This window comes from Pseudomonas sp. W22_MBD1_FP4, assembly GCF_052113765.1.
In the GTDB taxonomy this organism is placed as follows: domain Bacteria; phylum Pseudomonadota; class Gammaproteobacteria; order Pseudomonadales; family Pseudomonadaceae; genus Aquipseudomonas; species Aquipseudomonas sivasensis.
The window spans coordinates 97,890-122,464 of the sequence record NZ_JBGQOI010000021.1 but is presented as its reverse complement, the minus strand read 5'-3'; the positions used below and the strand labels follow the sequence as shown (position 1 = coordinate 122,464).

Genomic DNA, 24,575 nt, shown 5'->3' with positions numbered 1-24,575 from the left:
GAGCGGGCTTGCCCCGCGCTGGGCTGCGAAGCAGCCCCACTCCAGGCAACGAGTTTCTCCAGCTAGACCGCAATGGCAGGTTTTGGGGCGGCTTCGCCCCCCAGCGCAGGGCAAGCCTGCTCACCACTGGAGCCCTGCACATCACAACCCCTCTGCTCACCACTACAGCCCTGCACACCAAAAGCCCTCTGCTCACCACTAGAGCCCTGCACACCAAAACCCCTCTGCTCATCACTACAGCCCTGCACACCAACCCCCCTCTGCTCACCACTACAGCCCTGCCCACCACAAAACCCCTGCTCAGCAAACACTGAGCCGGAGCCCGCTGCAGATGTATGCCGCTCGATGAACGCAGCACTCAACTCAATCACCCGCCGGTATTGCAGGTCGACGGTGATCATGTGGTAGCAGTTATCCAGCAGAATCTTGGTCACTGGGCCGCCAAGGTGGCGCTCTACATAGTCGGCGTTCCAGCGGCTGGTGATGTCGTCCTCGATGGAGTGCAGCACCAGCGCCGGCACGTTGATCCGGGGCATGCGTTTTTTGACCACTGCGTTCATCCAGTGCAACTCGCGCACGGTGACGCCTTCCATGGTCAACAACCCCGCTTCGCTGCTCTCGCCCTCTTTCATCTGGCGTTCAACAATCGCCCGCAGGCGCTCATTCTTGATGCCGTAGGGCGGTTTCTCAGTGAAGCGAAACAGACGCACACCAAAGGGAATCCGGATCAGCAACGGCGTGATGAACGCCATTTTGTTGATGCTCCAACCGTCGTACTTCAAGGTGGTCGAGTACATCAGCAGCCCGGCGACCTGCCCCGGGTGTTCCGAGGCCACGTACATCGACATCACCGCGCCCATGGACAAACCGCCAACGAACACCTGTGCGTGGCGCCGCTTGATCTGTACGAAGGTCTTGCGCACGCCTTCATACCAGTCGCGCCAGCCGGTGGCCTGCAGGTCGCTGTTATCGCCGCAGTGCCCCGCCAGCGTCGGCACGTACACCGTGCAATTGCCGGCCTTGGCCAGGCCTTTGGCGACCTGGCGCAATTCAGTCGGAGTGCCAGTCAGGCCGTGGATCAACAGGATCCCGACCGGACCATCACCGAGAACGAATCCGGCATCACCTTCACCGAGGTCGATCTCTGCACTGTTCACCGATTGGTCGCTCGCACCAGCAACTGCTCAAGCAGCTTCAGGCCCAGTTCGATTTCCGGGTAGCTGATTTCCAGGGACGGTGCCAGGGTGATCACGTTCTTGTAGTAACCGCCCACGTCGAGGATCAGGCCGAGTTTCTGGCCATCCACCACCATGTCGCCCTTCATGCCTTCTTCGACCATGTAATCCAGGGTCGCTTTGTCCGGGGTGAAGCCATCCGGTCCGCAGATTTCGCAGCGCAGCGCCAGGCCCAGACCGTCAACGTCGCCGATGATCGGGAAACGTTTCTGCAGGTCCTGCAGGCCTTCGAGGAAGAACTTGCCCTTGGCCATGACCATCGCGCCGTAGTCGACTTCGTTGGTCATCTTGAACATCTCCAGGCCCACCGCCGTGCCCAACGGGTTGGAGGCAAAAGTGGAGTGGGTGGAACCCGGCGGGAAGATCTTCGGGTTGATCAACTCTTCACGGGCCCAGATACCGCCCAGTGGGTTGAGGCCGTTGGTCAGCGCCTTGCCGAACACGATCACATCCGGCTGCACGTCGAAGTGTTCGATCGACCACAACTTGCCGGTGCGGTAGAAGCCCATCTGGATTTCATCGGACACCATCAAGATGCCGTGCTGGTCCAGCACGTGTTTGAGTTCGCGGTAGAAGTTCATCGGCGGGATCACGTAGCCGCCGGTGCCCTGGATCGGCTCGACGTAGAACGCGGCGTATTCACTCTGGCCGACTTTCGGGTCCCACACGCCGTTGTATTCGGTCTCGAACAGGCGGGCAAATTGCTGCACGCAGTGGCTGCCGTACTCTTCCTTGGTCATCCCTTTGGGGCCCCGGAAGTGGTACGGGAACGGGATGAACTGCGCGCGTTCACCGAAGTGGCCGTAGCGGCGGCGGTAGCGGTAGCTGGAGGTAATCGACGAGGCACCGAGGGTACGCCCGTGGTAGCCGCCTTCGAAGGCGAACATCAAGCTTTTGCCGTTGGTGGCGTTACGCACCACTTTCAGGGAGTCTTCGATCGACTGCGAGCCGCCGACGTTGAAGTGCACGCGACCGTCGAGGCCGAATTTCTTCTTGGCGTCCACCGCAATCATTTCCGACAGCTCGATCTTGCCTTTGTGCAGGTACTGGCTGGCGATTTGCGGCAGGGTGTCGATCTGCTGTTTCAGCGCATTGTTCAAGCGCGGGTTGGCGTAGCCGAAGTTGACCGCGGAGTACCACATTTGCAGGTCGAGGTAGGCCTGGTCTTCGGTGTCCCACACATAGGAGCCTTCGCAGCGGCTGAAAATACGCGGCGGTTCGATGTAGTGAACGGTGTCGCCGTAGGAGCAGTATTTGGCTTCTTTATCCAGGAGGACCTGGTCTTCGGCGGTAGCGATGCGGATATCAGACATGGTGGAAAATTTCCTGAGTGTCGGCAGTGAAGGAGGTAGCGTTGGCGGCGATGCCCTGAGGCAGTCGGGCCAGCAACGCAGGCACTTCGGCAAAGGTGTCGAAGCGCGCGTGAGGGATGTTGTTGGCCTCGCAGTACTGGGCGAGGCTGCCTTTGGCGAACACGAAGTCGGCGGTGGACGCCACGCACATGTCGGACTTGCCGTCGCCGATCACCAGCACGCGCTTGTTGCGCGGCGTGGATTTGCACTTGCAGTTGCCGGACGCGGCGCGGCAGGCATCGCTGGAATAGGGGAAGTCAATGCGCCAACTGTTCTGGTCGACCTGGCGCAGGCGGTTAGCGAGGATCGGCAGCAAGGTCACGTAGTTGCGCGACAGGATCCGCGCAATGCCTTGTTCGATGCCGTCGCTGACCACCTCAATGGACGCGCCCAGGCCGATCACGTGATCGACGAAATCCGGAAAGTCCGGGTCGATCTCAACGCTGTCGAAGTACGCCAGCAACTCGCTGGGGGTGGCCTTGATCAACGCCAGTTGGCGGCTCAGGCATTCGCGTGAACCGATATGCCCGTCCAGCCATTGCTGCTCGATGGTTTCCCATTCGGGGCCGGCGAAGCGTTGGAGGACGTTGTCGATGACATCGGTGGGGGTGATGGTCCCGTCGAAGTCGCACACGATATGCCAATCAATCATTGTGGTTACCTTGATGGAGTGCGCTGTCTGCGCTTTCATCAGGGCTAGAGCAGGGAGTGTGCCAATTGGTTAAAGCCCCGCAGGGCTGGGGGTTTAACGGGTGTGAGCGGGGAATTTGTGTCGTCAGAGCTACAATTTTTGTAGCTTGCTACAAACAAGATGAGTGCTTGCATGGGGGCGATGGTTTGCGCGTTCATGCGCGTGTATTCACTTAGGAACTGTGACCATGTTGAGGATCACATGCGCGGCGTTCGCCGGTTTACTGAGCCTCGCCGCTCAGGCCGAAGGCATCAGCGGTGACGTCGGCGCAGGCGTCAGCTACCAACCCCACGATCCGACCGGCAGCCGCTACGAAACCCGGCCCGTGCCCTATCTCGACCTCGACTGGGGCAACGTGAGCCTGAGCACCGACGACGGGCTGAGATGGAGCGCGCTGAACACACAGGGTTTAAGTGCCGGTCCGTATATCAATTACTTGCAGGGGCGCACCTCCAACGGTTCGCTGCAGGGGATGCGCAATGTGTCGGACATGGCCGAGGTCGGGGGTTTTATCCAGTATGCGCCGGCTGACTTCTGGCGGGTTTACGCCCAGTTGGGCCAGGCCGTCGGTGGCGGGCATTCCCAGAGCGGCGCGCTGGGCAAGGTCGGCGGTGAGCTCGGTTACCCGCTGGGCGGTGGAATCATCGGCAGCAGCGGCCTGGTGGCGCATTTTGCCGATGCACGCCAGACCCAGACGTTTTTCGGGGTGGATGATAACGAAGCGGCGGCCACAGGCTTCAAGGCCTACAACGCCAGTGGCGGCTTCCAGAACGTAACCCTGAGCCAGAGTTTCCAATTCCCCCTGGCGCCCAATTGGTCACTGCTGACCAGCGCAAGTTGGGTGCACCTGGTGGGCTCGGCGGCCAACAGCAGCATCGTCAAGCAGACCGGCGACGTGAACCAGGGCCAGGTACAGACGGCGATCAGCTACACGTTCGATTGATCACTTCGGCCCCATGTGAGAGGGACTTGCCCCTCCCACATGGGGCCGCATTTCAGTTTTCTTCGCCTTCGGCCAGCAGCGCTATCCCACCGATAATCACCGCCACGCCTACCCAGTGCAGCGGGCTGATATGTTCCCCCAGCCCCAGCCACGACCCCAGCAGCACCACCACAAACACCAGTGAACTGAGCGGAAACGCCAAGGACAAACTGCTGCGCCGCAGGATCAGCATCCACACGAAAAACGCGCCGATGTAGCAGGCAATCGCTGCGAGGATCCCAGGGTTCCGCGCCACATCGGCCAGCCACTGCCAGTTGAAATCCATTTGCCCCAACTGGTCACCGGCGACTTTGGTAAATAACTGCCCGGCGCTCTCGGTGCAGATCAGTAAGGCCCATAGCACCACGGTGCCAAAACGCCCATGCAACCACGCGTGCGAATTCATGCCTGACTCCCTGCAATCGCCACCAGCATCACCCCCAAGGTAATCACCAGCGTGCCCAGCCAACGGCGGCGGCTGACGGTTTCGCCCAGCACCACTTTGCCCGCCAGCACCACCCCGCAATACGCCAGCGCAGCGGCTGGAAACAACAGGCTCAACGGCGCGCGGGACAAGGCCTCCAGCCAGATAAAAAACTCGATGACGTAGGCCCCGATCCCCGCCCACAACAACGGCGCGTTAAACACCTGGCCCCAGAACGCGTTCAGGCGAAAGCCACCTTCCAGCTCCGGCAAACGGTCCAGGCCGAGCTTGAAACACAACTGGCCGATCACATCGAGCACGATGGAAAACGCCACCAGCAACACCACGGTCAACGTCACGGGAACAGCTCCTCAAACAGGTCGATCAGGGCCTCATTGGTGGCGGCATTGCGCTGCAAATCCTCGGGGCTCCAACGCTCCGCTGGAGGCTGGTCAGACTTGGCTTCCCAGCGCTTGAAAGCATTGCTGAAGGCCGGTGTAGCGAACTCGCCGCACACGTCGATACCGATGATGCGCTTGCGTGCCGCCAGTGCGCGCAAGGCTTGCAGCAAGTGGGTCAGGCGCATGCCGCCCTGGTCCCAGTTAGTCGCCGCGTCTTCGCTGGCGAGCACGTCTTTGTCGACGGTAATCCAGATCGCGTCAGTGGGCAGGCTGCTGATCATCTGCTCCAGGAACGCGGCCCAATCCAGCTCCGCCAGGTTGCGCCAGTGCAGGTGGTTTTCCTGCTGTTGGTGACCGGCGCCATCGCCGACCCTGCCCCACACTTTCGACGGCGGGTGTTGCCACGGGAACAGCTGCAAATGCCCGCGCTTGAGCGCACCAAGGTTGCCGCCGCGAAGCTGCGGGTTGTGCAGGTCATCGCTGCACGGGCCGAGGGTGACGATGCGTTTGATCGCCGGCATCTTCAGCGCGCGATTGACCCACGAACCGCAGTGCCGCTTGGGCGCAAAGCGCACCCAATCGGGATGGTTGTCGAAGTGGATCAGGCTGATGGGTTCTTTGAGATCGGCAAGGAATGCTGGCGTGAGGTGGTGATAATCGCCGGAGCCGACAAACAGGATTTCCGGTCGCGCATCCGTGGGCCGTGGCCGCTGGGCCAGGCGTTCAGCGAAGCGTTTCCAGGTTTTTTCGGTGGACCACAGGCGCAGCTTAGGGCCCAGGTCGAGCAGGTCGATGCGCGTGGCACGGCCACTGGCCAAACGCCGGGCAATCGGTGCCTGACCGGTGAGGCTGTGGTCGAGGTCAAGAATGTTCAAGGTAATGTTTCCCCTATGGCTTTAGGGGGTCAATGCAAGGGGCGGGCCAGCGAGATATTCAGATTCACACAGAATCTCATGTGGGAGGGGGCTTGCTCCCGATAGCAGTGGTTCAGTCAATACAGGTGTTGACTGACACTCAGCTATCGGGAGCAAGCCCCCTCCCACATGGGAACACGGTCAGGCTCGGGCTTCGTTGATGATCTGGCGAATCGCGCCCACAAAGGCTTCCGCCGGCTGGCCACCGCTGACGGCGTACTGGTCGTTGAACACGATGGTCGGCACCGACGTCACGCCACGGGAGGTCCACAACTGCTCTTGTTCACGGACTTCGGCGGCGTACTCGTCGGAGGCGAGAATCTCGGCGGCGCGCTTGATATCCAGGCCGACGCTCTCAGCAATAATCGCCAGGGTGGCGTGGTCGGACGGGTCTTGGCCATCGGTGAAATAGGCCTTGAACAACGCTTCCTTGAGGTTGTACTGCAAACCTTCAAGGCCAGCCCAATGCAACAGGCGGTGGGCATCGAAGGTGTTGTAGATACGGCTCTGGCCATCTGTGCGGAAGGCAAAGCCCAACTCGGCGCCCATGTCGCGGATACGCGCACGGTTGGCCTGGGACTCTTCGGCGGTCGAGCCGTATTTTTCAGTGATGTGTTCGACGATGTTCTGACCCATGGCGGGCATGTTCGGGTTCAGTTCGAACGGTTGGAAATGAATCTCGGCCTGCACCTCGGTGCCCAGTTGGTCGAGGGCCTCAGTCAGGCCGCGCAGGCCGATGATGCACCAGGGGCAGGACACGTCGCTGACGAAATCGATTTTCAGGGGAGTACTCATGGTAGGCAACCTCGTTGGCAGTCATACGCCGCAAAGGTTGCACGATACACCACCTCACAGCAGCTTCGCAGGCGCCGCCTGATCAATCTGGGCCCAATGGGCAGCGTCTTCACGATGAGCTTGCAGGTACGGCAACACGGCCGTCAGCAGCGGCGCCTTGAAGGCTTCCTGAAAACGATGGGCCATGCCGGGAATCAGCTTCAATTGGCTGCCCTGGATATGCGCCGCCAGGTGCACGCCGTGCATCACCGGCAATAACGGATCGGCGGTGCCGTGGACCACCAGGGTCGGCACGCGCAACTGTTTGAGCAACGGCACGCGACTCGGCTCAGCGAGAATCGCCATGATCTGGCGTTTCACGCCCTCCGGGTTGAAGGCGCGGTCGTAGGACAGCGCCGCCTGGTGCAGCAACGCTTGGCGATCATCCTTGATAGTCGGACTGCCCAGCGCGGCCAGCAAGTCAGCCTGTTGCTCCAACGCGACTTCACGATTGGGCGCGCCGCGCCGTGACAACAGTTGCACCAGCGCCGCACTCGGTGCCGGCAAGCCTTCAGCGCCAGAGCTGGTCATGATCAAGGTCAGGCTCTCCACCCGCTGCGGCGCCATGGCCGCCAAGTGCTGGGCGATCATGCCGCCCATGCTCGCGCCGAGGACGTGGAACTGTTGAATCTGCAACGCGCTCATCAGCCCGAGCGCATCATCGGCCATATCGGTCAGGGTGTAAGGCGCCGCCACCGGCAAGCCGAGCTTGTAGCGCAGCACTTCAAACGTGAGATTGGCGTTGGCCGGCGCCTCGCGCCAAGTGGACAGGCCGACATCACGGTTGTCATAGCGGATCACCCGAAAGCCTTGTTGGCAGAGGGCAACCACCACTTCGTCCGGCCAGTGGATCAACTGCCCGCCCAGGCCCATCACCAGCAGCAAGGCCGGGTCGGACGCACGGCCGATACTCTGGTAGGCGATGCTCACCTTTTCCAGGTCGACCGTTTGGGTCGGGACATTGACATCACATCGAGACGCCGCAAAAGACGGCAGGCCGAACAATAAGGCGGCCAGTAAAAGCAACACGCGCATGAAAAACACCGAAACGCAGAACCCCAGTAGAGCGCGAGTCTGATGAAGTTTGTTCAAGCGCGCTGCCACACTTCCATGACAGTTTGATGAAGAGTGCCCAGTGGTCGTGGTCGACATGCTTTGCAACATGAGACAAACTCACGCTATTCAACTTCGTCACAAATTGTCTTCATGGAGAGCACGTGCTCGAAATCCGTCACCTCAAGACCCTGCACGCCCTGCGCGAAGCCGACAGCCTGGTGGAAGCCGCTGAGCGCCTGCACCTGACGCAATCGGCGCTGTCCCACCAGTTCAAGGAGTTGGAGGAACGCCTGGGCATGCAACTGTTCGTGCGCAAGACCAAACCGCTGCGCTTCACCAGCGCCGGTCTGCGCCTGCTGCAACTGGCCGACGCCACCTTGCCCTTGCTGCGCGGCGCCGAGCGCGACATCGCACGTTTGGCCGGCGGCACCGCCGGGCGTCTGCACATGGCGATCGAGTGTCACAGTTGCTTCCAGTGGCTGATGCCAACCATCGACCAGTTCCGCGATGCCTGGCCCGAAGTCGAACTGGACCTGGCTTCAGGCTTCGCCTTCGCGCCGCTGCCGGCCCTCGCCCGTGGCGACCTCGACCTGGTGGTGACCTCCGACCCGCTGGAACTGCCGGGCATCACCTATGTGCCGCTGTTCACTTACGAAGCCATGCTCGCGGTGGCCAATCAGCACGCGCTGGCGAGCAAGTCGTTCATCGTGCCCGAAGACTTGCTTCCCGAAACCTTGATTACCTACCCGGTGGAGCGCGATCGTCTGGACATCTTCACCCGCTTCCTGGAGCCCGCCGACATCGAGCCGGCCCAGGTGCGAACCTCGGAACTGACGGTGATGATGATGCAACTGGTCGCCAGCGGCCGTGGCGTGTGCGGCATGCCCCATTGGGCGTTGCATGAATACAGCTCGCGTGGCTACGTAAAGGCCAAGCGCCTGGGTGAGAAAGGTTTGTTTGCGACGCTGTATGCGGGGATTCGTGCGGACATGCTGGATGCGCCGTATATGCGCGACTTTTTGCTGACGGCCAAGGATACGTCGTTTTCCACTTTGGACGGGGTCAGCGCGGTGCGTTGAAACCACACAGTTCCAACTGTGGGAGGGGGCTTGCCCCCGATGGCGATTGCACATTCAACATTTCTGTTTGATGACACTCTGCTATCGGGGGGCTAGCCCCTTCCCTCATCGGCTCTCAGTCAGCCTTGAGTTCGCGCCACATGTGGATTTTATCGAAGTAATCCACGCCCACCCGCACCGCCAGCGGCTCCAGGCCGTACTGGATAAATCCGCAACGTCGGTACAGCGCAAACGCTGCATCATTGCCGGCGGTGACGGTCAGTTGGATGACTTTGAGGCGCGGATGTTGGCGCGCTTCATCCAGCGCCGCTTCCACCAACCGTCGGCCCAAGCCCTTCTGCTGATAAGCCTCGGTCACGTACATCCCAAACAAGGTCACTTTGTGCCGCGCCTTCTCCCGAAGCTCGAACGCCAGGCCGACGATGCCAGCCAGTTCATCCCCTGAATACGCGCCGAGCAAACGATCCTGGCGCCCGTCCAGACGCTTTTCCCACCAGCTCAACGGCATGGCTGCGCGCTCGGCCACACTGGAGGTGAATGCCTGGGGATAAGCGCCATACGCCTCCAGCATCAACGCTCGATAAGCCTCGGCGTCGTTGCCGCCCAGCGTACGGATGATCACGTTTGAGTCCTTTGCGCCTGAGCGTCAGGCAGTAATGGCCAGCGATGAGCGATAGAACGGCAGGATCTGGTCACGGGTCAAGGGCGCCAGCACCAGGCCGCCATCACCGGCAGGGTCGATCCAGCGAACCTCTTCGATTTCAGCAGCCGGACTGACCTGCGCATCGATCTGCACTTGGAACAATTGAGCTTGCACGGTAAATCCGGGCTCATTGACCGCAGGGGCCGAGAAGTTACCCAGGTAGGCCGCGTCGCTGGGTTTGATGTGCAGGTTCAGCTCTTCGTACAACTCACGGGCCAGGGCCTCGGCAGGTTGTTCACCGGCGTCGATCTTGCCACCGGGTTGCATAAAGGCCTGGGTGCCGCGCTTGCGCACCAGCAGGGTTCGGCCGTCAGCGCCGATCAGCAGGGCGGCGGCGATACGGATAGTGGTAGGCATGAATTGAACACCTTGAATTCAAAAATAAACATTATTGGAGCACTGCTTCGGTGTCGTCCGGCTTCTTGATAAACACGCTGTACTTGGCGCCTTCCATCGCTTCGAACGCAATCAGCTTGTCCACCAACGGCAGGTTCAGCACCTTGCCGGCGTTGAGCAGCAACATCCCGTTGTCGGCATTGAGGTTGCGCGCCAGGACCATGCCATCGGCCAGTTCCCGGGTGCTCAACACTTTGACGGTCGGGTCGCCCAGGGTCACATCACTGAGAAATGCCGCGCAAGCCTGGACGAAGTCCTCGATCAGCTCTGGATCGTAGAGGCGCCCGGCGTATTTGCGGATATATAACAACGCTTCATCGCTGTTCAGATGCCGCTCAAGGATCAGGCCCTTCTGCAGTTCGATAAAGTCCACCGCCAGCTTCAGCAGGCGCGAACCGAACGGAATCGCATCGCCCTTGAGGTGGTCGGGAAAACCACTGCCGTCCCAGCGCTCCTGATGGTGACGAATCATCCGCGCCGCATCCTTCATCGGCTCCAGGGTCATCAACAGCGATTCGCTCTGGGTCGGATAACCGCGGTACCGTTCGCGATCGGTGCTGTGCAGCTTGTCGGCCGGTTCGATCAACATGCTGTCGCTCCAGCTCAGCTTGCCGATGTTGTACAACGCAGCTGCCATGGCCAAGTCACGGGCGCTGGCGTCGTCTATGGACTGGGCGGTGCAGTACACGCGCACCAGTTCGATCAGCGCGCGGTTGGTCTGTTTGTCCTTGGGCAGACGCAGGTTGGCCAACAACGAAAACACTTCGGTGCCGGTCACGTAGCTGCGCTTGAGCTCGTCATAGGCCAGATCGAGCATATCGGCGGTTTGCTGCAACTCGGACGTGCGCGCTGCCACCCGTTTTTCCAGCGTGTTGTTGAGCGCCTTGAGCTGCTCGTTCTGCTCCTGGGTCAAGCGCTCCAGGCGCTGATGCTCCAGAGCCTGCTGCAAGATCAGCTTTAGTTCGTCGTCGTTCCAGGGTTTGCCGATATAGCGGTGGATCTGGCCTTCGTTGATCGCCTTGATGATGGTCGGCAGGTCGGCGTAGCCGCTGAGCAGAATGCGACTGGTAGCGGGATAAAGGCGATGAACCTCGGCCAGCAATTGTGCGCCGTCCATGCCCGGCATGCGCGCATCGCTCATCACCAGGTCAATGGGTTGGGCGGCCATGATCTCCAGGGCCTGTGCGCCGCTGCCCGCGAGCACTACATCGAAGGGTTGGCCGCGCAACAGGCGGCGCAAGCTGTTGAGGATCGACTCTTCATCGTCGACCAGCAAAATAGTGGGTTTCGTCGCAAGTTGTTCATCCATGCCTACTGCGCCTTCACATTGAACTGAATGGAGCTGAATTGAACCCTGGTACTAAGCCGTGTTCCCTCGCCCAAGGCGCGGGCTTGATTTGACGCCAACTGGCCGCCGAATTCAAGGGAGCTCGACTAAGCTGTGACATCAGGTCAGTGCCCCGCCGCGCCAAGTTGCCCAACAGCACGTTGCTGGGCAACCGGTCCTCCTCAAAACCCGGGAGAGCGAAGAGAGCCAGGGTTTTCTATTCAGCAAGGCCGCGTCGACAAAGGATTTTGCCCAATGGCTGCAGTTGGGCTGCGCCATGCCGATAACCTATCAATAGTCCACACTATGCAAGGAGTGCTCGCTTGAGCGACGTCGCAACTCACGGTTTCGGCCTGGTCCTTATGATGGGACTCAGTGTGTCACTGATGGCCGCGCCGCTGGATGAGGCACTCAAACCTTTGCCGACGGTTCCAGTACTGGACTCAGCCAAAGTCGAGCTGGGTCGGCAACTGTTCAACGAGCCGCGCCTGTCGGTGAATAACACCCTGTCTTGTGCCAGCTGTCACCGACTAGCCTCCGGCGGCGCTGACGACAAGCCGTTCTCAATAGGTTTCGACGGCAAACCGGTGCAAATCAATACCCCCTCGGTCTTGAACGCCAGCCTGAACTTCAAGCAGTTCTGGAATGGCCGCGTAGACACGTTGCAAGCGCAGGTCGAACAAGTGGTTATCAGCCCCGTGGAGATGGGCAGCGACTGGAAAACCGTGGTGCAGAAACTGTCAGACGTGCCCGCCTACCAGAGCGCCTTCAAGCAGGCGTACCCCGACGGCGTCACCGTCGACAATGTGCAAAACGCCCTGGCCACCTATGAACGCACGCTGCTCACCCCTAACTCGCGGTTCGATCAGTACCTGCTGGGCAACACGGAGATTCTCACGATCGAGGAAAAATACGGCTACCAGCGTTTCAAGGATTACGGCTGCATCGCTTGTCACCAGGGCGTGAATATCGGCGGCAATATGTTCCAGAAGTTCGGCGTGATGGGTGATTACTTCAAGGCGCGCGGCAACCCGGTGGAGTCCGACCTGGGGCGCTACCTGCTGACCCTGGACGAAGAAGATCGCCACGTGTTCAAGGTGCCCAGCCTGCGCAACGTGGCCGTCACCGCGCCGTACTTCCACGATGCCTCGGCCAAGACCCTGGAAGCGGCGGTGGATGTGATGTTCAAGTACCAGTTGGGGCGCAACCCTTCCCAGGAAGACAAAGACCTGATTATCCAGTTTCTCAAGACCCTGACCGGCGAATGGGCAGGCAAGCCCCTATGAGCATACCGTCATGACCCCCTCCCGCCGTCGCACCAGCCAAGTGTTGCTTGGCCTGATCACCCTGTTGCTGGCCTCTACGCTGGTGTTTTTGTACCTCAAATCCTCACGCGACCAGACCGCCGGCTACACCCAATCGCGGGATCTGATCCGCCAGTTGCAGCAGCTCAACGCCCAATGGGACAGCGAAGTGCTTAAGGCGCGGATCGCGATCACTCACAACTACGATCCGCTGGTCACCCCACTCACGGAAATGACCCGGCTCTGGGCCGAACTCAATACCCGCGATACCTACCACGACCCGCAAGACCTGAGTCGCTGGCAAACCAGCCAGGAGGCTTATCAGGCGGCGATCCAGGAAAAAGCCAGGCTGGTCGACCAGTTCAAGTCCCACAACGCGGTGCTGCGCAATTCCCTCGCGTTTTTGCCAACAGCCGAGGACGACATCCAGGCCCAGTTCAATCGCATTGACAATGAAGGCCGCCTGCAACTGCAGGATGTGGCCACCGACATTTACGACCTGTTGCTCAGTAGCCTCGAATTCGCCCAGGTCACCAGCGACGATCGCGCCGCAGATATTCTGGTGGGGTTGGGCAAGCTGGCAATCAACAAGGAGAGCCTGCCCGCTGAGTTCCAGGGCCCGATAGACATCCTCAGCAACCACATTTCGCTGATTCTGCGTGAGCAGCCGGTGGTCAACAGCCTGCTCGAACACATTGCCTCCATACCCGTGGCCGAGCGCCTGGACGACTTGACCACCCACCTCGATCAGGACCAGCAAGCATCTGACCTGATCGACCATCAATATCACCGCTACCTGTTGGTTTTCTCTACGTTACTGGTGGTGCTGCTGCTCTACCTGGCCGTGCGCCTGCTGCGTAGTTTTGCCGAGATCAATCGAGTCAACCGAGCGTTGCAGGCCGCCAACGAAACCCTGGAACAACGGGTGGAACGCCGCACCCAGCAGCTCAAGGATGCGCAGAGCGAACTGCTGGACAGCGCCCGCCAGGCTGGCATGGCGGAGATCGCCACCAACGTGCTGCATAACGTTGGCAACGTGCTCAACAGCGTGAATATCTCCGCCGAGCTGGTCACCCGCAAACTGCGCAGCAGCAAGGCGTTGGGCCTGGGCAAGGCCATGCAACTGATCAACGAGCACCAGGCAGACCTCGGCGCCTTCCTGACCTTGGATGAAAAAGGCAAGCTGCTGCCGGGCTACCTGAACCAACTGGTGGACGCCATTGCCGTCGAACAACAGGCCATGACCGATGAGCTGGCGCAACTGAGCAAAAGCGTCGACCACATCAAGGACATCGTCTCCACCCAGCAATCCTATGCCGGCGTGTCCACGCTGATGGAACCGGTGCACATCAGCGATTTGATGGAGGACGCCTTGCGCATGAACGCCGGTTCGCTTAGCCGCCACAACGTCACGGTGGTCAAGGAATATGGGCGGGTACCGGAGATCATGGCGGACAAACACCGGTTGCTGTTGATCATGGTCAACCTGATCAGCAACGCCAAGCACGCCATGTCCAACCTCACCGACCGGCCACGACAGATGACCCTGGCGGTGCAACAACTGGAGGACAGCACCTTGCAGATAAGCGTGAAGGACGAGGGCGAAGGCATCCCCGCCGAAAACATGACCCGGATCTTCACCCACGGTTTCACCACCCGCAAGGAAGGCCACGGCTTCGGTCTGCACAGCTGCGCCCTGGCCGCAGTGGAAATGAACGGCCAGCTCAGCGCCCACAGCGACGGGCCGGGCCTGGGCGCGGTGTTCACCTTGAAAATCCCTCTCACCCTTGCCGGAAGCCCGCCATGAACCAGCCCCCTAACCGGCGTATTTTGCTGATCGACGATACCCCCTCGATTCACGACGACTTTCGCAAGATCCTGATGCCCGCTGTCGAGTCGAACGAGGCGCTGGATGAGATGGAGTCGGCGCTGTTTGGCGACACCAGCAAACCCACGGTGCAAACCTTCGAGCTGCACTCGGCCTACGGCGGCGAAGAAGGCCTGCAACTGCTCATCACCGCGATGACAGAGCAACGACCCTACGCGCTGGCCTTTGTGGACATGCGCATGCCTCAGGGGTGGGACGGGGCCAAAACCATCGAGGAGTTGTGGAAAATCGACCCCGGCCTGCAGGTGGTGGTGTGCACCGCGTATTCGGATTATTCCTGGGATGACCTGCTGTATCGCCTGCACGGCCACGATCGTTTGCTGATCCTGAAAAAACCTTTCGACAATATCGAAGTCCAGCAGATGGCCAACACCCTGGCTAACAAATGGGACATGGCCCGGCGCGCCTCGGTGAAAACCATCCACTTGGAGCAATTGGTGGAGCAACGCACCCAGGCGCTGCAACTGGAAATCGACGAGCGCAAGCAGCTGGAAAGCCAACTGGTGCAGTCGGAAAAACTCGCGTCCCTGGGGCAACTGGCGGCGGGTGTGGCCCATGAGATCAACAACCCGGTGGGGTTTATCTCGTCCAACCTCAGCAGCCTCGACACCTACTTCAACCAGCTGCAACAGATGCTGGACGCTTACCGCCAGGCTGAGGAAAGCCTCGCACCGGGTGAACAACGCGATCAGCTCAAGGCCTTGCGCAACGAGCTGGAACTGGATTTTCTCAAGGAAGACATTCCACTCCTGATCCGCGAATCCAAGGAGGGCATAGGTCGTGTGGCCCAGATCGTCAAAGACCTGAAGAACTTCTCGCGGGTGGACAACGATCAGACTTGGCAATTTGCCAATCTGCAACAAGGCATCGACTCGACGCTGAACATCGTCGCCAGTGAACTCAAGTACAAGGCCGATGTGGTGAAGCATTACGCGCCGCTGCCGGACATCGAATGCCTGGCTTCGCAGCTCAATCAGGTGGTGATGAACCTGGTGATCAACGCCGCACAAGCCATGGGGCCGGAGCGCGGCACCATAACCATCAGCAACGGCGTGGAGGGCGAAAACATCTGGCTGGAAGTGGCAGACAACGGCTGTGGAATTCCACCGCACGCGCGGCAAAAGATCTTCGATCCGTTCTTCACCACCAAGCCGGTGGGCGAAGGGACGGGCTTGGGATTGTCGCTCTCCTACGGCATCGTCAAGAAACACCGTGGTGATATTTCCGTCAGCAGCGAGCTGGGTAAGGGCACGACGTTTCGCGTGGTGTTGCCGATTCGGCAGACGGTGGCGCGGGACACGCCATCGTAATCAGCCTCACGTCTCGTTTTTTCCGGACTCGCCCCAAACGAGGACCTATTGAATAAGCGCTGATGACAAGCGCAGCGCGCCTGCCCCGCTCCTCAGCTGCCTCTGGGACCTGTTATTTCTGACAGTAGACAGCCACCTTCCCCCCCTCGAAACTCCTGGCAAGCAACACGGTTGCAGGCCGGCGGCGTGTTGATCGTGAAGATGGCTCCTCTTCGTCCAAGGAATGGTCACCATGTCCACACGTCGCGAGTTCCTGGCGTACGCTTCGCTGACCGCCCTGCTCACGCATCTGGGCAAGGGCGCCCTGGCTGCCGACAGTGCCGATCAGGCTGGCCCCTTTTCCTTCGACGGCTTGATCGAACAGGCACAGGTCGATGCTTTGAAACCCTACCGTTATCCCAACAGGGACTCGGACGCGCTGTTGACTAAACTCGACTACGCCGCCCACGGCCAGATCCGCTTCAAACCCGAGTTGGCTCTGTTTGCCAAGGGGCCGGGGCAGTTTCCCGTGACCTTCTTCCATCTGGGATCATTTTTTCGCACACCAGTGAGGGTGTATGCGCTGGACAACGGCGTCGCCCGCGAGATCGTTTACGACCCGGCGAACTTCGACATGCCCGGCGACAGCCCGGCCCACGCCTTGCCCCGTAACAGTGGATTCGCCGGTTTTCGCATCCAGGAAAGCCGTCTGGGCAACCAGACCAAACTCCCGTGGCAACAGAACGACTGGGTGGCCTTTCTTGGCGCATCGTACTTCCGGGCTATCGGCGAGTTGTACCAGTACGGTCTGTCGGCACGGGCGATTGCCCTGGACGTGGCTGAGGCTGGCAAGGCCGAAGATTTTCCCGCCTTCTCCCACATCTGGTTCGAACCGCCGAAGGACCTGCACGCCACGTCCATGACCCTCTATGCGCGGCTCGACGGGCCCAGTATCTGCGGCGCCTACCGTTTCGTGATCGACCGCACGCAGGGCGTGATCATGGACGTCGACTGCACGTTCTTCCTGCGCAAGAGCGTCCGCCGGCTGGGCATTGCACCGCTGACCTCGATGTTCTGGTTCAGTGAAACCGCCAAGCGAACCGCCGCCGATTGGCGCCCCGAAGTCCATGACAGCGACGGACTGGCGCTCTGGACCGGCAACGGCGAGCGCATCTGGCGCCCCCTGAACAACCCGCCGCGCACTGTGGTTTCGGCGTTCAGCGACCATCAACCGAAGGGCTTCGGCCTCTTACAACGTGACCGCAATTTTGACCACTACCTCGATGGCGTGAATTATCAGCGCCGCCCCAGCCTATGGGTCGAGCCGTTGGGCGACTGGGGCGAAGGCAGCGTACAACTGATGGAAAATGGCACTGACGATGAGATCCACGACAACATCGTCGCCATGTGGGTGCCCTCGGCCCCCGCCGAAGCGGGCAATCGCTATACGCTACGTTATCGCCTGCACTGGCTGGCCCAGGAGCCTTACGCTTCGCCATTGGCGGTGTGCTTGGCCACGCGTCTGGGCAAAGGCGGCCAACCCGGGCAGCCACGTCCCGTGGGAGTGCGTAAATTTGTCGTCGAATTTCAAGGCGCGCCGTTGGAAAAACTTGCACCGGGCGTCAAGCCCGAGGCCGTGATCAGTTGCTCCCGAGGCGAGCTTGGACTTGTCTTCACCGAAGCCGTGCCGGACGGCGTCGTCGGTCATTGGCGAGCACAGTTCGATTTAGCCGTCGACGGCAAGGAACCGGTGGAGCTGCGCCTGTTCCTGCGCCTGGACGGTCAGCCGCTGTCAGAGACCTGGCTGTATCAGTACCACCCCTTCAACTCGGATTCGACGGCAATCGGTGTCGCTTCAATGGCTGACACCGGCAACCGGCAATGACGCGCTTTCGTCAACTGACGCTGCTCTACCTGACGCTCAGTGTCAGCACCGCGGCCCTGCCGGCCAATGAGCAGGAATGGGTGGAAGGCTTGCTGCAACAGATGACGCTCGAAGAAAAAATCGGCCAACTCAGCCAGCTCGGCATTCAGGACACACCGACCGGCCCTGTCATCGACCAAGGCACACAGTCGCATCTGCCCGAGAGCATGGTCGGCTCGATCCTTGGCGCGTACGGTTTCGAGCAGACTCTCGCGCTGCAGAAACACGTCGTCACCCACTCGCGCCTGCACATACCGCTGCTGTTTGCATTCGATGTGATTCACGGCTTTCGAACCGTATTTCCCGTGCCGTTGGCGGAAGCCTCGGCCTGGGACCCCGACCTGGCGCAGCGCACCGCTCGCGCGGCTGCCATTGAAGCGACGGCCAGCGGCGTGCACTGGACGTTCGCGCCCATGGTCGACATCGCCCGCGACCCGCGCTGGGGCCGTGTGGTGGAAAGTACCGGCGAAGATCCGTTTTTGGGCGCAGCGCTGGCCAGTGCCAAGGTAAAGGGGTTCCACGGTGCGGGGCCGCACGACAGCTCGTTCATGCTGACGACCGCGAAACACTTCGTCACCTACGGCGCGGCCGAGGGTGGGCGGGACTACAACGTCGCCGACGTGTCGGAACGCACCTTGCAGGAAGTGCACTTACCGCCTTTCCGGGCGGCCGTCGCGGCGGGCGTCGATGCAATCATGCCCTCGTTCAACGAAATAGCCGGGACACCCCTGCACAGCAACACCGCGTTATTGACCGGGGTGCTGCGCAATCAATGGCGATTCACCGGCCTGATTGTCAGTGACTTCAACGCGATCTGGGAGTTGAGTCAGCATGGTGTAGCGGATATTCCGGCCGACACGGCGCGGCTGGCACTCACCGCCGGCGTGGACGTCGACATGGCCAGCCAGATGTACCGCCGATACCTGCCGACACTGGTGCGCACTGGCCAGATCCCCATGGCCGCCGTGGATGCTGCGGTGCGCCGCGTCCTCCAGACTAAACAACGCCTGGGCCTGTTCGATGACCCTTACCGCTACAGCAATGAGGCGCGGCAGCGAGCCAATACCCTGACACCGCAGCACCGGGCCCTGGCCCGAGAGGCTGCGCAGAAATCCATTGTGCTGCTGAAAAACAACGACGCACTGCTGCCCCTGTCCAAGCACCTGCGCAACGTACTGGTGGTCGGCAGCCTGGCCACGGATGCCGAAGCCACGATCGGCCCCTGGGCCTTGGCGGCTCATCCTGAAGATTCGATCACGGTCTTGCAGGGCATACGCTATGCCGTCGCCCCCGACACCGAGGTGGTTTACCTGGACGGTGCATCGCCCATCAGCCACGCGGTTGATGACCTGGCAGAAGTCCTGCAGGCCGCCCGCGATGCCGAGGTGGTGATCGCGGTGCTCGGTGAGCGGGCCGATCAGAGCGGTGAAGCTCGCAGTCGCACGGACTTGGGCCTGCCGGGTGCCCAGGACACGTTGTTGCGTGCCCTGTTGGACACCGGCAAGCCCGTGGTCATCGTGCTGATGAATGGCCGCCCGCTCGTGTTCTCGAAGACCGTGCGCGAGGCGCCGGCGCTTTTGGAAACCTGGTTACTGGGCAGTGAAATGGGCAACGCGGTGGCCGATGTTCTGTTCGGTGACATCAACCCCAGCGGCAAACTGCCGATCACCGTCCCCCGTAACGTGGGGCAGATCCCCCTCTACTACGCGCACAAAAACACCGGCCGCCCGCCCACCGGTGCCGGCGGTTATGAGTCCGGCTACATCGATGAGCTCTGGACGCCGCTGTATCCCTTCGGTTTCGGCCTCAGCTATACCTCGTTCAGCTATGACACGCCTCGGATCAGCGCCGAGCGGCTAGCGTCCACCGAGTCCCTGACGGTACACGTGAACGTCACCAATACCGGCCAGCGCGCCGGTGATGAAATCGTCCAGCTGTACCTGCGCGACGACGTCGCCAGCGTCACTCGCCCGGTCCGCCAACTGCGCGGCTTTCGCAAAATCCACCTGGCGCCCGGTGAGACGCGCAGCGTGAACTTCAATCTTGGCCCACAGGACTTCGCACTGCTCAATCAACATTTTTCGCCGGTAATAGAGGCCGGCACTTTTACCGTCTTCGTCGGCGGCGATTCGACCACCACCCATCAGGCTCGGTTCGAGGTCACGGACAGCCGTGAACTCTCTGCCTCAGGCCCATCCGAGCCCCCCACACGCGCTCGCTGAATACCACTGTGGGTTGTCCGGGCTTTCCTTACTGGCGCAGAATGCCGGATCGACCTGAGAGTCCGAACCCAAGGAAACCGTATGAGCCTGTCCTTGCTAAGCCGTTACGCCTTCTTTGCCGTGTGCGTCATTTTCACCCTCGCCAGCCTTCCCTTTATCCAACACGAATGGCTGTGGCCCATCACCCTGGTCACCGGCGTGTTGAGCCTGATCGGTATCTTCGACCTGTTGCAAAGTCCCCACGCGGTGCGCCGCAACTACCCGATCCTGGGCAATATCCGTTACCTGGTAGAAGCCATCCGCCCGGAAATCCGCCAGTACCTGCTGGAGTCCGACAGCGACGCCCTGCCCTTCTCGCGTTCGCAACGCTCACTGGTTTACTCGCGGGCCAAGAACGAAACCGCCGACAAGCCCTTCGGCACCCTGATTGACGTGTATCAGGCGGGCTTCGAATTTATCGGCCACTCCATGCGCCCCGCGCCGTTGAGTGACCCCAGCGCCTTTCGCGTGATGGTCGGCGGTCCGCAGTGCACGCAGCCGTACTCGGCGTCAGTGTTCAACATATCGGCGATGAGCTTTGGTTCTTTGAGTGCCAACGCCATCCGCGCGCTCAACCAGGGCGCCAAGCTGGGCAACTTCGCCCATGACACTGGCGAAGGCAGCATCAGCCCCTATCACCGCGAAAACGGCGGTGACCTGACCTGGGAACTGGGCAGCGGTTACTTCGGCTGCCGCACCAGCGACGGCCGCTTCGACCCGGAGCGCTTTGCCGTGCAGGCGCAGAACCCACAGGTGCGCATGATCGAAATCAAGATTAGCCTAAACTTATACTGTCAATACGTTGATCTTATTTTCTTCAAACTTTTTTCCTTCCAAACCCGCGCAGTATAAGACCTCTACCTCTTCCTCCCTCTTCCCCGTCAGGGCAACACTCCGCTAGCCCCAAAATCCGTACTGTTGACTTTCTAGCGCCCTTATCCCGAGACTGCTTACCACGCCAAATTCACGACCTCACTCAAATTCGCGGCTTAGAACCTACAATCCAGGCACCTCAAACGAAACCCATCGCCACGCCGGCGACCGTTGCAAACGATCACCATCGAAGCCCAAATGAGGCCCGTGATGGACGCCTCGCCTTGCGCGTTTCCGCTGACACAGAGATATTGGGCAGGTACTGCATCGCTATGGGGATACATCGCGAATACGTGGATCAGGATTTCGAGGGAGCGTAGATCAGCCAAGGCGTTGTAAGCACGGCGTTTCCTTCGATGCCGCGACCATCATGAACGCACTAGTCAAAACCGGTCATGCAGAGGTATTCCAGTACGCAAGCACCACGGGTAACGGTGTGATGAAGTCGTTCAAGCGACTCACCGATCAAGCTGAACATCTCGGGGTCAACAAAGCCTCAATGGGCCATCCGTTCAAAACTGAACCAAAGTTCTTCGCCGAAACCTTCGCTGACTTGCTCGATGTAGTGGTGTGTCAGCTCCAGGAGGAAACGGCGGCGCTTACAGCACGGGGCGGGTCAGTAGCCGATTAACCGCATCAGCCACGCTAATACAGTGCTGCAAGGCAATTATGGGAATGGGCGTATGAGTCTGTCACTGCCGCGCGCAGGCGTGAGGATGGAAGCCCAAAGGGCCTAGCCCGGTCAGCATGACCGGGCTAGGTTCACGATAGCCGGCCAGGAACGGGTACGCCAGACCTCACCATGGATAACTCCAAGAGTTGTCATTCCTTCCCTGAGTCGCCCCTGCAATGGCTTAACGCCGAAAGCGCCCGTCATGAAATCGACCGCAGGAAGAAACCGCAATGACCGACACCCAACACAACCAGCGCCTAGTCAAGGCGTACGAACATATCGATTTCATAGGCCAGGCGACTGATCTTGAAAGCCTCGTACTGTTATTTGGTAGAGCTTACGGGTACATAGAAGCGCTCCGCGACGCCAAGATCTTGCCCAGCAAAGCGTTCACCAGCATGGAGCAACAAGCACGTGTGAATTTCCAAAAAACCAATGCCAAATTAGGGGTCAACGCAGGGCAACCAGAGCTTGTCGCCCCGACATGGACATCGACGCGATAGGGGTTTCCAGCTACCGCGATAAACGGGCCGCTGCAATCATGAGCTTGATCCAGCCGGCGCGCATGATCGGATACTTAGAAAGGAGTTAGAGAGGATTACAGGCCGATGCCTGTCTTTTTTCAGCTAAGTGACAGCCAGCGATGTGCCTTAATTGAAAAGTACCCACAACTATTCGTTCGCCGTCGAGCCCAAGTACTCACTCACTCGCTTACCACTAGTAGCTTTTTTGGGAGGCATAACGCGTGTTTGCATCATGCCCGCCGCCACCGCCGACAGGATGCCCGATGCGCCCAGGCGTTCGGCCAGCACATAGGCCGCAAACGGCAGCAGCAACATGAAGACCACGTGGGTCGCCGGGTCGTCCCAGCCCCGGGCAATCATCCAGGCACGCAAACGCCCCACCAGCCAACTCAACGCCACTCCGACCGCCAGGCCGCCCACGGCCACCAGCACAAAGGTCAGACTGGCATCGGCCAGGGAGAACACGCCGGTCAATGCGGCGGCCAAGGCGAACTTGAAGGTCACCAGGCCCGAGGCGTCATTCATCAAGGCTACTCACCATATGTGGACACAAATCCACATCTCGCCATGCACACAGATGGACAGACAGATCTTGCATGCATGCGACCGACAGGAAGCGCAGCCGACCCTCCCCGCTACCAACACGAGGAGAAGGCAGGCAATAGAACAGGGTATGGGTGCGTCGCAGGAAGGGGTTAGGCGCAGGGCTGAGTCTCAGCTGACATCAAGCCTTGATGTCCACGACAAACTGGCCACTTTGAGCAGCACAGTAGTTGTCTTTCACGATGAAGCATTCAATGGTGTGGGTGCCGATGTACAAGGCTGTTTCATCCTTCCAGAGAGTGCCGAGCTCAGACGTCGACATCTCGAATCCACCTCGTAGACCTTTCTTCTTGGCAGCTTCCATACCGGTATTCACGATCTGCCAATAGACCTTGAAAGGTGGCGAAACGTCGGTGGTTGCCATGAAGTTGAGTGAGCAACCTCTCCTAACGGGCACCCCACTGTAAACATGATCCGTTCGGAAATGGCTTCGGCTACCATCTATAAAATCGTTAACGCCTCAGCAATAGTCCTGCCCAGCCCTTAAAGGTTACGCCATCTAAAATATGCCTTTTAAGAAAGCCCGGATCGACTTCGGGCTTTTTAAAAGGCCAGGATAAACACTTCTTCTCAAAAGAAGCCTAAGCTTTAACCTTTCCAAAATAATAGCCAATTACAACCAGTCCGATACTATTCAACGTGTGCGGTATTGCGTTCCCAGAAACGGCCAAAATACACACAGTCACAATAACAATCAGCGCAATTACCGAAGGCAAGTTATCTTTAAGATTTTCAGCATTAAACCACTTCTCTGGAGAAGCCCATTTCAACAGCCCCACCACCACCAACAAAATCAAAATTGGCACAACAGAGGTTAAGATATCTACAGCTATTGGCTTCACATTTTGCCAAAACGTGGCCAACATCTCCTTAATATCTCCTGCGGCTGCCATAGAATTGCTGGAACGGTCAAAAACAGACCAAATGTAAAAACCGATTAAAGTGAGCATCGAAAAAATCGGAACAAAAAGTATCCACCCAACAATCCCTACCAGCCGATGGAGTACAGAATATATTCCGTGATTCGATGCATTATCATTTGTCTCTGGCACGTGAATCTCCTTATAGACGCAGCTCAGCCATGATATAAACTAAAAATTCAAACTATTCAAAACAATCACAATCAGCAGCGCCACATCCACCAGGCATGTAGCATTCAAAAGCTACCGGAGGATTACTACGGTCACTTGCCTCATATGGCATATTCCCACCGCCATTCAATATGCGATCATTCCCCCAGGAGTGGATCACATCCATATCTCGATCAGAACAACGATAGCCAAGCATAGATCCCATATGCCTCTCACACAAAAACTCATTTATTTCTTCTTTGAGTTCATCCGGACTTACATTAAACCATTCAGACGCGACGCCTGACCCTTCATGAGGGACGCGCTCATACTTAGTCTCAAGCATTGAAATGGCTAGCGCTTCGATTTCGTTTATCTGCTTGCTGCAAACACCTTCTTTAACCTTGAAGGCATAGTACGGTACGTAAGAGGGATTGTGGCTACTGCTAGCTCTAGTAGCTAACCTTCCAGTCGTTAGGCCGATCTTAGCTCTATCCGGGGATCTTGTGTCCATCCCGATATAAATCCATCCCGCGTCAGAGTTCTCTTGCCTGAGCCTCTCTTTTTCAACCCACGCCATTTTGTAATCATCGAATTCATCAGAGTCGAATTTTTCTTCCCATTTCCTATCTACGGCCATAACGCATCGCTCTTGTTGTTCACTGCATAGGCAGACAGTATGCCCTAAGAGGCGAAATGCCACCATCTACGGGGGCTCTTAGCTTCTATCCAAAGAGCGGATGCTCGAAGCATATGAGCAAGTCCAGGGAGC

22 protein-coding genes and 3 pseudogenes are annotated in these 24,575 nt (G+C 59.4%); 10 read left to right on the top strand and 15 right to left on the bottom strand.

Annotated features, from left to right (window positions below; all coding sequences use genetic code 11):
- Nucleotides 1-326: 326 nt before the first annotated feature.
- The 3 genes and pseudogenes from ACEN2T_RS23650 to ACEN2T_RS23640 all read right to left on the bottom strand — a co-directional run.
- Nucleotides 327-1,157 (bottom strand): annotated as a pseudogene (locus ACEN2T_RS23650) (alpha/beta hydrolase); the annotation flags it as partial.
- Nucleotides 1,154-2,548 carry an aspartate aminotransferase family protein gene (locus ACEN2T_RS23645; protein ID WP_032891824.1) on the bottom strand — a complete coding sequence of 465 codons (1,395 nt, stop codon included), beginning with the start codon at nt 2,546-2,548 and terminating at the stop codon, nt 1,154-1,156. The gene ACEN2T_RS23645 and the pseudogene ACEN2T_RS23650, both read right to left, overlap by 4 nt.
- Entirely contained in the window at nt 2,541-3,239 is a 699-nt protein-coding gene (locus ACEN2T_RS23640; RefSeq protein ID WP_032891825.1) for an MtnX-like HAD-IB family phosphatase, read from the bottom strand. The genes ACEN2T_RS23645 and ACEN2T_RS23640 overlap by 8 nt, the downstream gene beginning before the upstream one ends.
- 226 nt (nt 3,240-3,465) lie before the next feature.
- On the opposite strand from ACEN2T_RS23640, the gene ACEN2T_RS23635 reads away from it, so the two are divergent.
- Nucleotides 3,466-4,221 (top strand): MipA/OmpV family protein, encoded by a 756-nt coding sequence (locus ACEN2T_RS23635; protein ID WP_032891826.1) that lies wholly within the window; start codon nt 3,466-3,468, stop codon nt 4,219-4,221.
- A 52-nt stretch (nt 4,222-4,273) separates the two neighbouring features.
- Here ACEN2T_RS23635 and ACEN2T_RS23630 read toward each other — a convergent pair whose 3' ends face one another.
- From ACEN2T_RS23630 to ACEN2T_RS23610, 5 genes are all read right to left on the bottom strand, one after another.
- Nucleotides 4,274-4,666, bottom strand: a complete 393-nt coding sequence (locus ACEN2T_RS23630) for an EamA family transporter (RefSeq protein WP_032891827.1) — start codon at nt 4,664-4,666, stop codon at nt 4,274-4,276.
- Nucleotides 4,663-5,043: a transporter gene (locus tag ACEN2T_RS23625; RefSeq protein WP_032891828.1), complete on the bottom strand. Its 381-nt coding sequence runs from the start codon at nt 5,041-5,043 to the stop codon at nt 4,663-4,665. Before ACEN2T_RS23625 ends, ACEN2T_RS23630 begins: the two co-directional genes overlap by 4 nt.
- The gene (locus ACEN2T_RS23620; RefSeq protein ID WP_095183941.1) at nt 5,040-5,960 is read right to left on the bottom strand and encodes an arginase family protein; all 921 of its coding nucleotides are present in this window, start codon (nt 5,958-5,960) and stop codon (nt 5,040-5,042) included. Before ACEN2T_RS23620 ends, ACEN2T_RS23625 begins: the two co-directional genes overlap by 4 nt.
- A gap of 180 nt (nt 5,961-6,140) precedes the next feature.
- Nucleotides 6,141-6,794 (bottom strand): DsbA family oxidoreductase, encoded by a 654-nt coding sequence (locus tag ACEN2T_RS23615; RefSeq protein WP_032891830.1) that lies wholly within the window; start codon nt 6,792-6,794, stop codon nt 6,141-6,143.
- A gap of 54 nt (nt 6,795-6,848) precedes the next feature.
- Nucleotides 6,849-7,868: an alpha/beta fold hydrolase gene (locus tag ACEN2T_RS23610; RefSeq protein ID WP_442117663.1), complete on the bottom strand. Its 1,020-nt coding sequence runs from the start codon at nt 7,866-7,868 to the stop codon at nt 6,849-6,851.
- Nucleotides 7,869-8,050: 182 nt separating this feature from the next.
- Between ACEN2T_RS23610 and metR the strand changes: the two genes are divergently transcribed.
- Complete coding sequence (metR, locus tag ACEN2T_RS23605; protein ID WP_032891832.1) at nt 8,051-8,968, top strand: transcriptional regulator MetR; 918 nt, start codon at nt 8,051-8,053, stop codon at nt 8,966-8,968.
- Between the two features lie 115 nt (nt 8,969-9,083).
- Here metR and ACEN2T_RS23600 read toward each other — a convergent pair whose 3' ends face one another.
- From ACEN2T_RS23600 to ACEN2T_RS23590, 3 genes are read right to left on the bottom strand one after another with little or no spacing between them, the layout of a single operon-like run.
- Nucleotides 9,084-9,590, bottom strand: coding sequence for a GNAT family N-acetyltransferase (locus ACEN2T_RS23600; protein ID WP_032891836.1), 507 nt, complete (start codon nt 9,588-9,590; stop codon nt 9,084-9,086).
- Nucleotides 9,591-9,614: 24 nt separating this feature from the next.
- Complete coding sequence (locus tag ACEN2T_RS23595) at nt 9,615-10,028, bottom strand: NUDIX hydrolase (protein WP_442117662.1); 414 nt, start codon at nt 10,026-10,028, stop codon at nt 9,615-9,617.
- A gap of 31 nt (nt 10,029-10,059) precedes the next feature.
- Complete coding sequence (locus ACEN2T_RS23590; protein ID WP_032891839.1) at nt 10,060-11,376, bottom strand: HD domain-containing phosphohydrolase; 1,317 nt, start codon at nt 11,374-11,376, stop codon at nt 10,060-10,062.
- A gap of 380 nt (nt 11,377-11,756) precedes the next feature.
- Between ACEN2T_RS23590 and ACEN2T_RS23585 the strand changes: the two genes are divergently transcribed.
- From ACEN2T_RS23585 to ACEN2T_RS23550, 8 genes and pseudogenes are all read left to right on the top strand, one after another.
- Complete coding sequence (locus ACEN2T_RS23585; protein ID WP_371260767.1) at nt 11,757-12,680, top strand: cytochrome-c peroxidase; 924 nt, start codon at nt 11,757-11,759, stop codon at nt 12,678-12,680.
- A 10-nt stretch (nt 12,681-12,690) separates the two neighbouring features.
- Entirely contained in the window at nt 12,691-14,505 is a 1,815-nt protein-coding gene (locus ACEN2T_RS23580) for a DAHL domain-containing protein (RefSeq protein ID WP_099601209.1), read from the top strand.
- Nucleotides 14,502-15,896, top strand: coding sequence for an ATP-binding protein (locus tag ACEN2T_RS23575; protein ID WP_442117661.1), 1,395 nt, complete (start codon nt 14,502-14,504; stop codon nt 15,894-15,896). The genes ACEN2T_RS23580 and ACEN2T_RS23575 overlap by 4 nt, the downstream gene beginning before the upstream one ends.
- A 232-nt stretch (nt 15,897-16,128) precedes the next feature.
- Complete coding sequence (locus tag ACEN2T_RS23570; protein ID WP_442117660.1) at nt 16,129-17,760, top strand: glucan biosynthesis protein; 1,632 nt, start codon at nt 16,129-16,131, stop codon at nt 17,758-17,760.
- Nucleotides 17,757-20,021 (top strand): beta-glucosidase BglX, encoded by a 2,265-nt coding sequence (gene bglX / locus ACEN2T_RS23565; RefSeq protein WP_442117659.1) that lies wholly within the window; start codon nt 17,757-17,759, stop codon nt 20,019-20,021. The genes ACEN2T_RS23570 and bglX overlap by 4 nt, the downstream gene beginning before the upstream one ends.
- 81 nt (nt 20,022-20,102) lie before the next feature.
- A pseudogene (locus ACEN2T_RS23560) lies at nt 20,103-20,840 on the top strand (glutamate synthase-related protein); the annotation flags it as partial.
- A 463-nt stretch (nt 20,841-21,303) separates the two neighbouring features.
- Nucleotides 21,304-21,564, top strand: a complete 261-nt coding sequence (locus ACEN2T_RS23555) for a hypothetical protein (protein ID WP_442117658.1) — start codon at nt 21,304-21,306, stop codon at nt 21,562-21,564.
- Between the two features lie 272 nt (nt 21,565-21,836).
- On the top strand, nt 21,837-22,109 hold the full coding sequence (locus ACEN2T_RS23550) for a hypothetical protein (protein WP_442117657.1): 273 nt from the start codon (nt 21,837-21,839) through the stop codon (nt 22,107-22,109).
- 183 nt (nt 22,110-22,292) lie between these two features.
- On the opposite strand, the pseudogene ACEN2T_RS23545 reads toward ACEN2T_RS23550, so the two are convergent.
- The 4 genes and pseudogenes from ACEN2T_RS23545 to ACEN2T_RS23530 all read right to left on the bottom strand — a co-directional run.
- Nucleotides 22,293-22,661 (bottom strand): annotated as a pseudogene (locus tag ACEN2T_RS23545) (cation:proton antiporter domain-containing protein); the annotation flags it as partial.
- Between the two features lie 193 nt (nt 22,662-22,854).
- Nucleotides 22,855-23,178: a nucleotide-binding domain-containing protein gene (locus ACEN2T_RS23540; protein ID WP_442117665.1), complete on the bottom strand. Its 324-nt coding sequence runs from the start codon at nt 23,176-23,178 to the stop codon at nt 22,855-22,857.
- A gap of 136 nt (nt 23,179-23,314) precedes the next feature.
- Nucleotides 23,315-23,785: a hypothetical protein gene (locus tag ACEN2T_RS23535; RefSeq protein ID WP_442117656.1), complete on the bottom strand. Its 471-nt coding sequence runs from the start codon at nt 23,783-23,785 to the stop codon at nt 23,315-23,317.
- A gap of 52 nt (nt 23,786-23,837) precedes the next feature.
- A complete protein-coding gene (locus ACEN2T_RS23530; RefSeq protein ID WP_442117655.1) occupies nt 23,838-24,443 on the bottom strand; it encodes a GIY-YIG nuclease family protein in 606 nt (201 codons plus the stop codon).
- Between the last annotated feature and the right edge of the window lie 132 nt (nt 24,444-24,575).

Bases quoted from the DNA above. Each gene is read 5' to 3' on its own strand.
- ACEN2T_RS23555 (WP_442117658.1), top strand. From the start codon at position 21,304: ATGAACGCACTAGTCAAAACCGGTCATGCAGAGGTATTCCAGTACGCA.
- ACEN2T_RS23530 (WP_442117655.1), bottom strand. From the start codon at position 24,443: ATGGCCGTAGATAGGAAATGGGAAGAAAAATTCGACTCTGATGAATTC.
- ACEN2T_RS23550 (WP_442117657.1), top strand. From the start codon at position 21,837: ATGACCGACACCCAACACAACCAGCGCCTAGTCAAGGCGTACGAACAT.
- ACEN2T_RS23610 (WP_442117663.1), bottom strand. From the start codon at position 7,868: ATGCGCGTGTTGCTTTTACTGGCCGCCTTATTGTTCGGCCTGCCGTCT.
- ACEN2T_RS23580 (WP_099601209.1), top strand. From the start codon at position 12,691: ATGACCCCCTCCCGCCGTCGCACCAGCCAAGTGTTGCTTGGCCTGATC.
- ACEN2T_RS23615 (WP_032891830.1), bottom strand. From the start codon at position 6,794: ATGAGTACTCCCCTGAAAATCGATTTCGTCAGCGACGTGTCCTGCCCC.
- ACEN2T_RS23595 (WP_442117662.1), bottom strand. From the start codon at position 10,028: ATGCCTACCACTATCCGTATCGCCGCCGCCCTGCTGATCGGCGCTGAC.
- ACEN2T_RS23575 (WP_442117661.1), top strand. From the start codon at position 14,502: ATGAACCAGCCCCCTAACCGGCGTATTTTGCTGATCGACGATACCCCC.
- ACEN2T_RS23635 (WP_032891826.1), top strand. From the start codon at position 3,466: ATGTTGAGGATCACATGCGCGGCGTTCGCCGGTTTACTGAGCCTCGCC.
- ACEN2T_RS23640 (WP_032891825.1), bottom strand. From the start codon at position 3,239: ATGATTGATTGGCATATCGTGTGCGACTTCGACGGGACCATCACCCCC.
- ACEN2T_RS23570 (WP_442117660.1), top strand. From the start codon at position 16,129: ATGTCCACACGTCGCGAGTTCCTGGCGTACGCTTCGCTGACCGCCCTG.
- bglX (WP_442117659.1), top strand. From the start codon at position 17,757: ATGACGCGCTTTCGTCAACTGACGCTGCTCTACCTGACGCTCAGTGTC.
- ACEN2T_RS23630 (WP_032891827.1), bottom strand. From the start codon at position 4,666: ATGAATTCGCACGCGTGGTTGCATGGGCGTTTTGGCACCGTGGTGCTA.
- ACEN2T_RS23590 (WP_032891839.1), bottom strand. From the start codon at position 11,376: ATGGATGAACAACTTGCGACGAAACCCACTATTTTGCTGGTCGACGAT.
- ACEN2T_RS23585 (WP_371260767.1), top strand. From the start codon at position 11,757: ATGATGGGACTCAGTGTGTCACTGATGGCCGCGCCGCTGGATGAGGCA.
- ACEN2T_RS23645 (WP_032891824.1), bottom strand. From the start codon at position 2,548: ATGTCTGATATCCGCATCGCTACCGCCGAAGACCAGGTCCTCCTGGAT.